The organism is Streptomyces sp. NPDC093801 (genome assembly GCF_040701585.1).
GTDB lineage: Bacteria > Actinomycetota > Actinomycetes > Streptomycetales > Streptomycetaceae > Streptomyces.
In genome coordinates this window covers 88005-100369 of the sequence record NZ_JBFBDP010000012.1, presented here as the reverse complement: position 1 = coordinate 100369, position 12365 = coordinate 88005, and the positions used below count along the sequence as shown (strand labels likewise).

The following is a 12365-nucleotide window of genomic DNA, read 5'->3' as shown; positions in this document are numbered from 1 at the left end:
CCTGGACGGAGCGTCATGTCAGCAAGGAACTGGACCCTCGGGCTGGCCGTGGGAGCCGTACTCGCGGCCACCGCCGGGGCCCCCTCGGCCCTCGCGGCGGGCCCCGGCGGCTCCCCGCCGGCGGCCCGCGCCCTGCGGGCCCCGCTGCCCGGCGGCCTCGGTCCGTGCATCCCCGGCGGGACCGGCCCGAACCAGGGCTGCCCGCCCGTCTGGCCCGAGCCCAACAACGGGACCTTCACCGGCCGGGACAACGGCATCAACCTCTTCGTCGGCGGCGACATGCAGGTCCGCCGGGGAGCCGCAGAGGCCGAGGGCAAGGTCGTGGTCCTCGGCGACTTCGACATGAACAAGTCCGCCGGAGGCAACGTCTACAACGTGGGCATCGCCGGCGTCGGCTCCCGGGTCCCCCCGGCCGACGGCTCGGACTTCCTGACCACCGGCGACGACGTCACCGTCGCCGCCGGCCAGCGGCTCCTCGCGGACAACGGCGTCGTCCGCTACGCGGGCACCCTCACCGGCACGGTCACCGGCACCCCCGCCAAGGACCCCGCGGCGGTGGCCCCCTACACCGCGCTGCGCGGGCAGCTCGGCGCCGCGAGCACCTGCTACGCCTACCCCCAGGGCGCCCCGCGCCCCGCCACCGGCCGGGCCGTGTGGAGCGCGCAGGAGACCGTCTTCACCGGCGACGGCGCCTCCATGCTCCAGGTCTTCAACGTGGACTTCGACCTCGCCGGCCCCGGCACCGCCCAGCAGACCGTCCGCTTCGCCGGCATCCCCACCGGCGCCACCGTCCTGGTCAACGTCACCGGCGAGACCCGGGCGCTGCGCGTCAACAACGTCATGCTGCCGGCCGGGCTGCGCGAGCGGCTGCTGTGGAACTTCCCCGACGTCCGCACGGTCGGCATCGCCGGCTCCGCCCAGCTCGGCGGCAGCGTCCTGATCGGCCCGGAATCCTCCCTCGCGACCGTCTCCGTCATCGGCGTCAACGGGCGCTTCTTCACCGCCGGCAGCGTCACCCACACCAGCCCGACGGAGACCACCGGCCTCGGAGCGGAGTTCCACGCCTACCCCTTCGACGGGGACCTGCCCCAGTGCGCCCCCAACCCGCCCGTCACGGGACGGCTGTCCGTGCTGAAGACCGACGAGGAGGGCCGGCCGCTGGCCGGCGCCCGCTTCGAGCTGTGGCGCGAGACCAACGGCATCCCGGGCCTCCAGACCGAGGGCCTGAACCCCGACACCCGGGTGACCGACTGCACCACCCCCGCCGACGGCACCTGCACCCGTGAGGAGGGGCTCGGCGCCTACTACTGGCGCGAGACGGCCGCGCCCCCCGGGTACGACCTGTCGCCCGACCCGGTCTTCCTGGTGGTCCTGACGCCGGACAACGTCGAGGAGGGGGTGGAGGTCGTCACCGAGAACCGCCGCACGGAGCCTCCCGGCGACCGGGCCCGCGTGGTCCTGCACAAGGTCGACCTGGAGAACGGCGAGCCCGTGCCCGGCGGCCGCTTCGAGCTGTGGCGCGAGACCAACGGCGTCGCCGACCTCCAGACGACGGGCCAGGACCCGGACACCCGGGTCGGCGGCGTCTGCGTCACCGACACCCAGGGCACCTGCACGGTCGAACTGCCGGTCGGCGACCGCTACTACTGGCGCGAGGTGGGCGTCCCCGACGGCTACGAGCGTCCCGCCGACCCCGTCACGGCCTTCGACCTCGACGGGAACGACGTCGCCCAGGGCGTCGTCGTCACCATCCGCAACCAGCGCAAGGACGTGGAGCACCCCGGCTCCCTCAAGGTCCTGAAGAAGGACGCCAAGACGCGCAAGCCGCTGGCCGGAGCGGTGTTCCAGCTGTGGAAGGAGACCAACAACACCGAGGGCCTCCAGACCGCGGGCCGGTACCCCGACGAGCGGATCGGCGAGCCCTGCACCACCGGCGGGAACGGGGCCTGCGCCTTCGACGGGCTCGCCCCGGGCTCGTACTACGTCCTGGAGACCGCGGCCCCCGACGGCTACGTCCTGCCCGCCGACCGGGTCACCGGCCCGCTGTGGCTGGAGGGGGCCACCCCCGGCCGCGAGATCGTCGTCCCGGTCCTCAACAAGCGGGACAAGCACGGCAAGCCGGACCACCACAAGCCGGGCCACGACAAGCCGGACCACCACAAGCCGGGCCACGAGGAGCACGGCGACCACGACGGCCCCCATGCGCCGGGTCACGACAAGCCCGGCCACGGCGACCACGAAGGCCTCGGCCTCCCGGGCCTCGGCGGCGACTGGGCCGCCCCCCGCGGCTGACGCACGGGACGGCCGGTGCCCGCGCACCGGCCGTGTCCGCCGTCCGTCCCCGCAGGCAGTTGGGACGGAACGGTGACATGACCGTGCCTATTCGTAAGCCCCCCGTGTGATTTCCTGTCGACGAAGCGCGCGACTGTCCGCGTGCGGGGGACATGGGGAGAACACGAGTGAACGTGCAGCCGATACGCGGCCGCGTCCGCACCGGCCTGCCGGCCCTGATGCTGGGCGCGGCCCTTCTGCTCACCACTGCGTGCAGCGGCGGCGGCGGTGGCGCCGGCGGCGGTGGCGGTGGCGACAACGGCAAGCCCGGCGGCGGCAACGCCGCCAAGGCCAACACGGAGGCCTCGAAGGCCGTCGTCAACGTCAAGCCGGACGACGGGGCCAAGGAGGTCGCCACCAGCGGCGTCCTGAAGGTCTCCAGCACCGGCGGCAAGCTGACGACGGTCACGGTCGCCGACACCAAGGGCAACGCGGTCGAGGGCAAGCTGACCCCCGACGGCTCCGGCTGGGAGCCCGCCCGCAACCTGGCCTCCGCCACCGAGTACAAGGTGCACGCGGTCGCCAAGGACGAGGCCGGCCGGGAGTCCGCCAAGGACACCACCTTCACCACCCTCACCCCGCAGAACACCTTCGTCGGCCACTACACCCCCGAGGACGGTTCGACCGTCGGCGTGGGCATGCCGGTGTCGATCAACTTCACCCGCGGCATCACCAACACCGAGGCCGTCGAGAAGGCCATCACGGTCACCGCCGAGCCCTCCGTGCCGGTCGAGGGCCACTGGTTCGGCAACGACCGCCTCGACTTCCGCCCGGAGAAGTACTGGGCCGCCGGCACCAAGGTCACCGTGAAGCTCGCCCTCGACGGGGTCGAGGGCCGCCCGGGGGTCTACGGCAAGCAGACCCGTACGGTCACCTTCACCATCGGCCGCTCCCAGGTCTCCACGGTCGACGCGACGGCGAAGACGATGGAGGTCGTCCGCGACAACCAGGTGATCAAGACCCTTCCGATCACGGCCGGCTCCCCCGCGACGACCACCTACAACGGGCAGATGGTCATCAGCGAGAAGTACAAGGTGACCCGGATGAACGGCGCCACCGTCGGCTTCGGCGGCGAGTACGACATCTCGGACGTCCCGCACGCGATGCGCCTGTCGAACTCCGGCACCTTCGTCCACGGCAACTACTGGGCCCCCTCCAGCACCTTCGGCAAGGAGAACGTCAGCCACGGCTGCGTCGGCCTGGAGGACGAGCGCGGCGCCGGGGACCCGAACACCCCCGCCGCCTGGTTCTTCAACGAGTCGCTGATCGGCGACGTGGTGGTCGTGAAGAACTCCAAGGACAAGCAGATCGCCCCGGACAACGGCCTCAACGGCTGGAACATGGACTGGGCGGAGTGGAAGAAGTAGGCGGATCGGCGAGCTGATCCGGTGGCCCGGTGCTGTGACCCACAGCACCGGGCCACTTCTCGTTAACCACCGCTAACCTTCCCCGTATGACCCTCTCTCTCGAAGTCTCCGAAGGCGTCGGCACCATCCTCCTGGACCGCCCGCCCATGAACGCCCTGGACATCGCCACCCAGGACCGGCTGCGCGAGCTCGCCGTGGAGGCGACCGACCGCGCCGACGTGCGCGCCGTCGTCATCTACGGCGGGGAGAAGGTGTTCGCGGCCGGCGCGGACATCAAGGAGATGCAGACCATGGACCACGCGGCCATGGTCGCCCGGTCCCGCGGCCTCCAGGACGCCTTCACGGCCGTCGCCCGGATCCCCAAGCCCGTCGTCGCCGCCGTCACCGGCTACGCGCTCGGCGGCGGCTGCGAGCTCGCACTGTGCGCCGACTACCGGATCGCCGCCGACAACGCGAAGCTGGGCCAGCCCGAGATCCTGCTCGGCCTGATCCCGGGCGCGGGCGGCACCCAGCGGCTGTCCCGGCTGATCGGCCCCTCCAAGGCCAAGGACCTCATCTTCACGGGCCGGATGGTCAAGGCCGACGAGGCCCTCGCCCTCGGTCTGGTGGACCGGGTCGTGCCCGCCGCCGAGGTGTACGGGCAGGCGCACGCCTGGGCCGCGAAGCTCGCCCAGGGGCCGGCGATCGCCCTGCGTGCGGCCAAGGAGTGCGTGGACGCGGGCCTGGAGGCCGACATCGACACGGGTCTGGCGATCGAGCGCAACTGGTTCGCGGGCCTGTTCGCCACCGAGGACCGCGAGCGCGGCATGCGCAGCTTCGTCGAGGAGGGCCCCGGGAAGGCCAAGTTCGTCTGAGCCCGGCCGTCGCGGTGCGGCCCGCCCGGGGGAACCCCTGCGGGTGGTTTATCCAGGCCTTAAGGCAACCTTAAGGCGAAACGGTTGATCAACACAGGGTGATCACCTCCCGGCGGACCGTCACCGCAGGTCAACATGGCCCGGCAGTAAGCCGGTTGCCCCTTGCATATGCCAGTGCGCCCTCTCGGAATCCCTAATTCCGGGGGGCGTATTCCGTGGAACGGCCCGGGCGGGCGCGGCGGCCGTCCATGATGGGGGCATGGCGGGCCTGGAGGGTGTGGAACAGCCGCGGCAGCGCGGCAACGCTATGGCCGTACGGCTCACGGCGGCGGTCGAGGACGAGCAGGGACTCAAGGCGCTGGAGCTGCACGGGAACCCGGCGGAGGCGGAGGTGACCCTGCCGTCCATGCCGCAGTCCGCGGGGACGGCCCGCCGGCTCACCCAGAGCGTGGTGATCCGCTTCTGGGGCCTGTCGCCGCAGATCGCCGAACACGCCGTCCTGCTCGTCTCGGAGCTCGTCGGCAACGCCGTGCGCCACACCGGGGCCCGCTCCTTCGGCTTGCGGATGCTGCGCCGCCGCGGCTGGATCCGCGTGGAGGTGCGCGACCCCTCGCGGGGGCTGCCCTGCCTGATGCCGGTCCACGAGCTGGACACCACCGGCCGGGGGCTCTTCCTCGTCGACAAGCTGTCCGACCGCTGGGGTGCCGACCTGCTGCCGCGTGGCAAGATCACCTGGTTCGAGATGCGGGTCGCGGACCGCTGACCCCCCTGAAACGCCGGAAACCCCCTGTCGCCGAGGTGGGGCGCTACGGGGGTTTCGTGGGCGCCGAGGACCGGTGGGGTGTGTGGCCCTCGGCGGGTGGGCTTCGCTCGGGTCAATGGGAAGCCGTGGTTCCGACTATGGCAGACGAGGGCCCGAACGCCAAAAGTCCCTACTCGGACATAAGTGTGCATATCCTAAGACTTTTCATCTAAATCTTAGGTGAGGTGAGCCACTCACCTCGCAATCCATGAATGACTATCCACTCCTCTGCGTAATTCGTTGATCGAATACCGGGTGGTGGTCTCCCGCGACGCCACTACCGGAGGCCCCAAATTGGGTCAATCATTATCTTTGTGGGCGTTCGCCACTTAAATGGGCAGGTGCTCTGTTATCCAGACCGCCGTACCGCCCTCCGCGCCACGGCGGCGGTCGCCGCCGGCGCCCTCACCGCGGCCTGCGGCACGGGCGGCGGCGCCCCGTCGGCGCCCCGGACCGCCCAGGCCGCCCCCGGCCGCCCCGACGCGGTCCGGCCCGGTGCCGCCGAGCCCGCCGCCCCCCGCCGGTTCCCCGGGCAGCCCGTCGAGATCGCGCACGGCCCGCTCGACCGGCCCAAGGTCGCGCTGACCTTCCACGGCAACGGGGACCCCGCCACCGCCCGCGCCGTGCTCGCCGAGGCGGAGAAGGCCGGCGCGCGGATCACCGTCCTGGCCATCGGCACCTGGCTCGACGACCACCCCGAGATGGCCCGCCGGATCCTGGACGGCGGCCACGAGCTCGGCAACCACACCCAGCGCCACCTCGCGATCAACTCCCTGCCCGAAGCGGAGGCCCTTGCCGAGATCACCGGCTGCGCCGAGCGCCTCAAGCGCCTCACCGGCTCCATCGGAACCTGGTTCCGCCCCTCCCAGACCCAGTACGCCAGCCCGCTCGTCCAGAAGCTGGCCCAGCGGGCCGGCTACCCGCACGTCCTCTCGTACGACGTGGACTCCCTCGACTTCACCTCGCCCGGCGCCGCGGCCGTCCTCCGCAACGTCACCGGGACGATCCACGGCGGATCGGTGGTGAGCCTGCACTTCGGCTACGCGGACACGGTCGACGCGATGCCGCCCCTCCTCGAAGAACTCGCGCGCCGCGAGCTGCGCGCGGTGACCACCACGGAGCTGCTGACCCCATGACGACCACCCGCCTTCCCCGGAAGGCCACCGTGCTGCTGGCCGGACTGGTCCTCGCCGCCCTGGCCGGCTGCGGATCGGGCGACAAGTCGCCCGCCGAGGCACTCGGCTCCAAGGGGCCGGCCAACCCCGTCAAAGCCCTGCCGGCCGTGCCGCCGGGGCTGCCGGGGATGCCCCCGGTGCTCGATCCGGCCGACGTCTACGCGGCGGACCGGCCGAACCAGCTCTCCCCGGTGGTCAAGGACTTCCCCTCGCGCGTCTACGTGCCGAACACCAACTCCAACACGGTGTCCGTCATCGACCCGGCCACCTACAAGGTCGTGGACACCATCCCGGTCGGCGTCCAGCCCCAGCACGTGGTGCCCTCGTGGGACATGAAGACCCTGTGGGTCAACAACAACCGGGGCCACACCCTCACCCCCATCAACCCCGCCACCGGTGAGGCGGGGGAGCCCGTCGAGGTCCACGACCCGTACAACCTCTACTTCACGCCCAACGGCAAGTACGCCGTCGTGATGGCCTCCATGGACCGCGAGCTGGTCTTCCGCGACCCCCACACCATGAACCGGGTCAAGACCGTCCCGGTGACCTGCTTCGGCGTCAACCACGCCGACTTCTCGCTCGACGGCCGCTACTTCATCGTCAGCTGCGAGTTCTCCGGCGAGCTGCTCAAGGTCGACACGGAGAAGATGGAGGTGATCGCCCAGCAGAAGCTCCCCTTCGAGGGCGCGATGCCGCAGGACGTCAAGGTCTCGCCGGACGGGAAGACCTTCTACGTCGCCGACATGATGGCGCACGGGATGTGGGTGCTCAGCGGCGACAAGTTCGACACCCCCAAGCTGCTGCCCACGGGCAAGGGCTGCCACGGCCTCTACGTCAGCCGCGACTCCCGCGAGATGTACGTCTCCAACCGCGGCGAGGGCAGCATCTCGGTCTTCGACTTCACGAAGAAGCAGCTCACCAAGAAGTGGGAGCTGCCCGACGGGGGCAGCCCCGACATGGGCGGGGTCTCGGCGGACGGCAAGGTGCTGTGGCTGTCCGGCCGCTACAACTCCGAGGTCTACGCGATCGACACCACCACCGGCAAGGAGCTGGCGAGGATCCCCGTCGGCAGCGGACCCCACGGCCTGGCGGTGTACCCGCAGCCCGGCCGCTACTCCCTCGGCCACACCGGGATCTTCCGCTAGCCGGCCCGCCGCGCGGGAACGCGACGGTGTCCCGGGGCCGGACGGCTCCCGGGACCCGTGGGCGGGACCCGCCCCCGGTGCGGCTACCCTGAGCCGGTCAACAAGCACCAGGAAGGGGTGGCCCCAGTGGCGGACATCGACAAGGCACGCGAGACGTTCGACCGGTTCGACGCGAACGGCGACGGCGTCATCACGGCCGACGAGTACAGCGCGGCCATGAAGGCGATGGGGGACCACTTCGTCACCCCCGCGATCGCCGACGCGATCATCGCGGCCAAGGACATCAACGGCGACAAGCTGCTGAGCTTCGACGAGTTCTGGGCCGACCTGAACAAGTAAGGGCCCGCCGACGGCCCCGCGCCCGCCTCCGCCCCGCCCGCCGGGGCGGGGGCGCGTCAGGCGCCGGCCGGCGGTCCGTCCCCTCCCGCGCCGGGACGGGTCATGTCCTCGACCTCGCCGAGGGCCTCCTCCAGCCAGCCGAGCCAGAAGCCCTCCAGGGCGATCCCGCCGTGCAGCACCAGCCGGCGCAGCCGGTCCGGGTCCGCGTCGCGCCCCGGCGGGAAGTCCTTCGCCTCGATGGCCTCGTACTCCGCCAGCTGCGCCCGGTGCAGCTCCAGGTGCCGCCGCAGCTCCGCGGCCAGCCCCTGCGGCCCGACCACGGCCGCCGCCCGGATCCGCAGCAGCAGCGCGTCCCGCATCGGCTTGGGATCCTGCCGCTCGTCCACCCACCGGGCCAGCTCGGCACTGCCGTCCGGCAGCACCTCGTACTCCTTCTTCTGCCCGCGCACCGGCACCTCGCTGGGCAGCGCCCGGATCAGCCCCGCCTCCTCCAGCCGCCCGAGCTCCCGGTAGATCTGCTGGTGCGTCGCGGACCAGAAGTAGCCGATCGACTTGTCGAACCGCCGCGTCAGCTCCAGCCCCGACGAGGGCTTCTCCAACAGCGCGGTGAGGATGGCATGGGGCAGCGACATGCCGCCATGGTAGGTGTGGGCGATCGTCCCGACCCCGCTCAGCCCAGCGCGGCCAGGCTCTCCGGCACGCGCGGCCCCGGCGCACCCGCGTCCAGGAAGCCGTGCGCGCGCAGGAACGCCGTCACCGCGGGGGACCACGCCTGACGCAGCCCCGCCGACGCCAGCAGCTCGGGGTCGGACAGCAGGACGCCGGCCGCTCCCACCCGGATCCCCGAAGGCGTGAGCACCGCCGCGTCGTCGGCCCACCGCACGGCCAGGTCCACGTCGTGGGTGGCCATCACCACCGTGGTCCCCGCAGCCCGCAGCCCCGCCAGGACGTCCAGCAGGCGCTCCTGCCCGTCCGGGTCGAGGCCCGCGGTCGGCTCGTCCAGGATCAGCACCCGTGGGGCCATCGCCACCGCGCCCGCGATCGCCGCCCGCTTGCGCTGCCCGTACGACAGCAGGTGCGTGGGACGGTCCCGCAGCGCGGTGATGTCCAGCGCGGCCAGCGCGGAGTCCACCCGCGCCCGGACCTCCGCCTCGGGCAGGCCCAGGTTCATCGGGCCGAAGGACACGTCCTGCTCCACGGAGGCCGCGAAGAGCTGGTCGTCGGGATCCTGCACCACCAGCTGGACGGTGGTGCGCAGCCGGATCAGCCCCCGCCGGCCGTACGCCACCTCCTCGCCCTCCAGCCGCAGCGTGCCCGATCCCGGCCGCAGGCCGCCGCTCAGCAGCCGCATCAGCGTGGTCTTGCCGCTGCCGTTGCGGCCCAGCAGCACCAGCGCCCGCCCCTCGGCGATGGCGAAGTCCACGCCCGACAGCACGGCCGGCCCGTCCTCGTACGCGTACCCGGCGCCGACCAGCTCCACCAACGGGGTCACAGCCCCAGCTCCTTCAGTACGAGGGTCCCCGCGACCAGGACGGCCAGCAGGGCGGCGGCGGCCGCCAGGAACCGCCGGGACAGCGCCGCCGGCGGGACCAGCACCCGCAGCGCGCCGTCGTAGCCGCGCCCCCCCAGCCCCTTCTGGAGCCGGGCGGCGCGGTCGAAGGCCCGGACGAACGAGGTCGCCGCGAGCCCGGCCACCGAGCGCCAGGCGGCCGCCCGCCCGGCCTGTCCGAGCCGGGCCGCCTGGGCCCGGCGGACCTGCGCCAGGGAGTCCAGCAGCAGGAAGCCGATCCGGTACATGACGAGGGCCACGTCGACCACGGGCGCGGGCACCCCGGCCCGCACCAGCCGGGGCAGCACGTCCGAGACCGGTGTGGTGAAGGCGAACAGCAGCACCCCGAGGGAGGCGGCCGAGGTGCGCAGCAGCAGGTCCAGCGCGTGCCGGGGCCCGTCCGGGGCGGGCGCGAGGAACCCGTCCGGGCCGCCCACCGACACCAGCAGCGGCAGCGCCCCGGTGACGCAGAACCCCAGCGGGACCCGGAAGGCCCGCCACAGCTGCCGTCCGGCCACCCCGGCGGGCCCCAGCAGCACGGCCAGGGTCGCGGCGGCCACCAGCGGCCCGCCGGGCCACGGGGGCAGGCACACCGCGGTGACGGTCAGCCCGAACCCCAGGAGGGCCTTCTCCAGTGGATGGCGGCCGCGCCAGCGGCTGCTGTGCGCCGCGACGTCGATGGGCAGCACCGGCTACGGCTCCCGCGTGGGCTCGGCGGGGGCCTGCGCCTGCGCGAGGGCCTGCGCCGCGCCCTGGCGGCGGCCCCTGCGGACCCCGAAGTAGTACGCGAGCACGCCCGCGCCCAGGGCCGCCTGGAGGGCGAACAGCGCGGACTCGATCTCGCCCGAGGGGGGTTCGTACAGCGGGGAGAACCAGGGCTCGTAGTCCGGCTTCAGCTCGGTGATGGCCGACTCCGCCTGGGCGTCGGCGCCCGTGAAGGGCTCCTCCTTGCCCTCGCCGAGCCCCAGTGCGAGCGGCAGCACGGCCAGCGCCGCCACCAGGAGCAGCAACAGGCTGTTGATCTTGGCGTTCCTGTTCATCGGGCGGTCGCCTCCTGCCCGGTCCGCTCGCCGCCGGTCAGCTTCGCGACCCCGAGCCGGACCAGGTCCGACCTGCTCGACTGCATCAGCAGCCGCATCACGAGCACCGTCAGCAGCCCCTCGCTGACCGCGAGCGGGATCTGGGTGAGGGCGAAGATGCCCGCGAACTTCTCCAGGGAGCCCAGGAACCCGCTCGCCGGGTCCGGGAAGGCCAGGGCCAGCTGGACCGAGGTCACGCAGTAGGTGACCAGGTCGGCGAAGAAGGCCCCGAAGAAGACCGTGACCATCAGCGGCGCACCGGACTTCCGCAGCAGCCTGTAGGCCGCGTACCCGGCCCAGGGCCCGGCGATCGCCATCGAGAAGACGTTGGCGCCGAGGGTGGTGAGGCCGCCGTGCGCCAGCAGCAGCGCCTGGAACAGCAGGGTGATCGTGCCGAGCACCGCCATGACGGGCGGCCGGAACAGGATGGCCCCGAGCCCGGTCCCGGTGGGGTGCGAGCAACTGCCCGTGACCGAGGGGATCTTCAGGGCGGACAGGACGAACGTGAAGGCTCCCGACGCGCCGAGGAGCAGCGTGCTCTCCGGGTGGGACTTCACCTCGCGGGTCAGGGCGCGGACCCCGTGGACGACGAACGGGGCGGACGCGGCGCCCCAGGCGGCCGCGTGCAGCGGGGGCAGGAACCCCTCGGCTATGTGCATGAGTTGGGAGACCTCTCCAGCACCTCGTGGATGGACGTACGCGCCCCGGCCGGTCTCCTGGCTGACGGGTACTGCCGCCCCGGCTCCGCCTTCCCGGGTCCGTACGGTCTCCCGTGCGGTCCCAGTGGCTCCCGCAAGGGGGTGGAGCTGGACTTCCCGATCACAGTGGCGAGGGCCGCACCGGTTTTCCACCGGTTTCCCGAACACCAAGGCCAGCTGACCCTAGTCGTCCGCACGGACCGGTATCAACCCGGACCGATCCGGCCGATCGGATGGCCGAATTCCGTTTCCTCCCCCGGACGGGCGCCGAGCGCTGGCGGGGCCGGCGGCCGGCCCGCAGGGTGGGGGCGTGCCCGACTTCGACTACTCCGACCTGTCCGCCGTCTTCGTCAACTGCACCCTCAAGCGCTCGCCCGAGACCAGCAACACCGAGGGGCTGATCTCCAAGAGCCGCGCCGTCATGGAGTCCGCGGGGGCCCGGACCTCGCTGATCCGCGCCGTCGACCACGACATCGCCACCGGCGTCTGGCCCGACATGACCGACCACGGCTGGGAGAGCGACCAGTGGCCGGTGCTCTACAGCCAGATCATGGACGCCGACATCCTCGTGCTCTGCGGCCCGATCTGGCTCGGCGACAACAGCTCCGTCATGAAGCAGGTCATCGAGCGGCTCTACGCCTGCTCCTCGCTGCTGAACGACAAGGGCCAGTACGCGTACTACGGACGGGTCGGCGGGGCGCTGATCACCGGCAACGAGGACGGCGTCAAACACTGCGCCATGAACGTCCTCTACAGCCTCCAGCACCTGGGCTACGCCGTCCCGCCGCAGGCCGACGCGGGCTGGATCGGCGAGGCGGGGCCGGGTCCCTCGTACCTGGACCCGGGCTCCGGCGGCCCCGAGAACGACTTCACCAACCGGAACACGACCTTCATGTCGTGGAACCTGATGCACCTCGCGGCGCTCCTCAAGCGCGCCGGTGGAGTCCCCGCCCACGGCAACCAGCGCTCCGCGTGGGACGCCGGCTGCCGTTTCGACTTCCCGAACCCGGAACACCGCTAGGGAGG

The 12365-nt window shown here is 72.3% G+C and carries 13 protein-coding genes and 1 riboswitch; of the genes, 8 read left to right on the top strand and 5 right to left on the bottom strand.

Annotation, left to right across the window (positions count from 1 at the left end; translation table 11 throughout):
- Nucleotides 1-15: 15 nt before the first annotated feature.
- The 7 genes from AB0469_RS15950 (at nucleotide 16) to AB0469_RS15920 (ending at nucleotide 8013) form a co-directional block, all read left to right on the top strand.
- Nucleotides 16-2292, top strand: coding sequence for a choice-of-anchor A family protein (locus AB0469_RS15950; RefSeq protein WP_366451979.1), 2277 nt, complete (start codon nucleotides 16-18; stop codon nucleotides 2290-2292).
- Nucleotides 2293-2510: 218 nt separating this feature from the next.
- On the top strand, nucleotides 2511-3698 hold the full coding sequence (locus AB0469_RS15945; RefSeq protein ID WP_366452097.1) for an Ig-like domain-containing protein: 1188 nt from the start codon (nucleotides 2511-2513) through the stop codon (nucleotides 3696-3698).
- 86 nt (nucleotides 3699-3784) lie between these two features.
- Nucleotides 3785-4552: an enoyl-CoA hydratase-related protein gene (locus AB0469_RS15940; RefSeq protein ID WP_366451978.1), complete on the top strand. Its 768-nt coding sequence runs from the start codon at nucleotides 3785-3787 to the stop codon at nucleotides 4550-4552.
- 259 nt (nucleotides 4553-4811) lie between these two features.
- A complete protein-coding gene (locus tag AB0469_RS15935; protein ID WP_366451977.1) occupies nucleotides 4812-5315 on the top strand; it encodes an ATP-binding protein in 504 nt (167 codons plus the stop codon).
- A gap of 380 nt (nucleotides 5316-5695) precedes the next feature.
- Nucleotides 5696-6490: a polysaccharide deacetylase family protein gene (locus AB0469_RS15930; RefSeq protein ID WP_366451976.1), complete on the top strand. Its 795-nt coding sequence runs from the start codon at nucleotides 5696-5698 to the stop codon at nucleotides 6488-6490.
- Nucleotides 6487-7674: a hypothetical protein gene (locus tag AB0469_RS15925; protein WP_366451975.1), complete on the top strand. Its 1188-nt coding sequence runs from the start codon at nucleotides 6487-6489 to the stop codon at nucleotides 7672-7674. Before AB0469_RS15930 ends, AB0469_RS15925 begins: the two co-directional genes overlap by 4 nt.
- A 126-nt stretch (nucleotides 7675-7800) precedes the next feature.
- Nucleotides 7801-8013, top strand: coding sequence for an EF-hand domain-containing protein (locus AB0469_RS15920; protein ID WP_042809485.1), 213 nt, complete (start codon nucleotides 7801-7803; stop codon nucleotides 8011-8013).
- Nucleotides 8014-8069: 56 nt separating this feature from the next.
- Here AB0469_RS15920 and AB0469_RS15915 read toward each other — a convergent pair whose 3' ends face one another.
- Genes AB0469_RS15915 through AB0469_RS15895 form a run of 5 tightly spaced genes read right to left on the bottom strand, consistent with a single transcriptional unit; the run spans nucleotide 8070 to nucleotide 11300 of the window.
- Nucleotides 8070-8645, bottom strand: a complete 576-nt coding sequence (locus AB0469_RS15915; RefSeq protein WP_366451974.1) for a PadR family transcriptional regulator — start codon at nucleotides 8643-8645, stop codon at nucleotides 8070-8072.
- Nucleotides 8646-8683: 38 nt separating this feature from the next.
- The gene (locus AB0469_RS15910) at nucleotides 8684-9505 is read right to left on the bottom strand and encodes an ATP-binding cassette domain-containing protein (protein WP_366451973.1); all 822 of its coding nucleotides are present in this window, start codon (nucleotides 9503-9505) and stop codon (nucleotides 8684-8686) included.
- Nucleotides 9502-10251 carry a cobalt ECF transporter T component CbiQ gene (gene cbiQ / locus AB0469_RS15905; RefSeq protein WP_366451972.1) on the bottom strand — a complete coding sequence of 250 codons (750 nt, stop codon included), beginning with the start codon at nucleotides 10249-10251 and terminating at the stop codon, nucleotides 9502-9504. The genes AB0469_RS15910 and cbiQ overlap by 4 nt, the downstream gene beginning before the upstream one ends.
- Nucleotides 10252-10254: 3 nt before the next feature.
- A complete protein-coding gene (locus AB0469_RS15900; RefSeq protein ID WP_366451971.1) occupies nucleotides 10255-10602 on the bottom strand; it encodes an energy-coupling factor ABC transporter substrate-binding protein in 348 nt (115 codons plus the stop codon).
- Nucleotides 10599-11300, bottom strand: coding sequence for an energy-coupling factor ABC transporter permease (locus tag AB0469_RS15895; RefSeq protein WP_366451969.1), 702 nt, complete (start codon nucleotides 11298-11300; stop codon nucleotides 10599-10601). The genes AB0469_RS15900 and AB0469_RS15895 overlap by 4 nt, the downstream gene beginning before the upstream one ends.
- A 29-nt stretch (nucleotides 11301-11329) precedes the next feature.
- Nucleotides 11330-11559, bottom strand: a riboswitch (cobalamin riboswitch).
- A gap of 90 nt (nucleotides 11560-11649) precedes the next feature.
- Between AB0469_RS15895 and AB0469_RS15890 the strand changes: the two genes are divergently transcribed.
- A complete protein-coding gene (locus tag AB0469_RS15890) occupies nucleotides 11650-12360 on the top strand; it encodes a flavodoxin family protein (RefSeq protein ID WP_045949753.1) in 711 nt (236 codons plus the stop codon).
- The last annotated feature ends 5 nt before the right edge of the window (nucleotides 12361-12365 follow it).

Bases quoted from the DNA above. Each gene is read 5' to 3' on its own strand.
- AB0469_RS15950 (WP_366451979.1), top strand. From the start codon at position 16: ATGTCAGCAAGGAACTGGACCCTCGGGCTGGCCGTGGGAGCCGTACTC.
- AB0469_RS15945 (WP_366452097.1), top strand. From the start codon at position 2,511: ATGCTGGGCGCGGCCCTTCTGCTCACCACTGCGTGCAGCGGCGGCGGC.
- AB0469_RS15940 (WP_366451978.1), top strand. From the start codon at position 3,785: ATGACCCTCTCTCTCGAAGTCTCCGAAGGCGTCGGCACCATCCTCCTG.
- AB0469_RS15935 (WP_366451977.1), top strand. From the start codon at position 4,812: ATGGCGGGCCTGGAGGGTGTGGAACAGCCGCGGCAGCGCGGCAACGCT.
- AB0469_RS15925 (WP_366451975.1), top strand. From the start codon at position 6,487: ATGACGACCACCCGCCTTCCCCGGAAGGCCACCGTGCTGCTGGCCGGA.
- AB0469_RS15915 (WP_366451974.1), bottom strand. From the start codon at position 8,645: ATGTCGCTGCCCCATGCCATCCTCACCGCGCTGTTGGAGAAGCCCTCG.
- AB0469_RS15900 (WP_366451971.1), bottom strand. From the start codon at position 10,602: ATGAACAGGAACGCCAAGATCAACAGCCTGTTGCTGCTCCTGGTGGCG.
- AB0469_RS15895 (WP_366451969.1), bottom strand. From the start codon at position 11,300: ATGCACATAGCCGAGGGGTTCCTGCCCCCGCTGCACGCGGCCGCCTGG.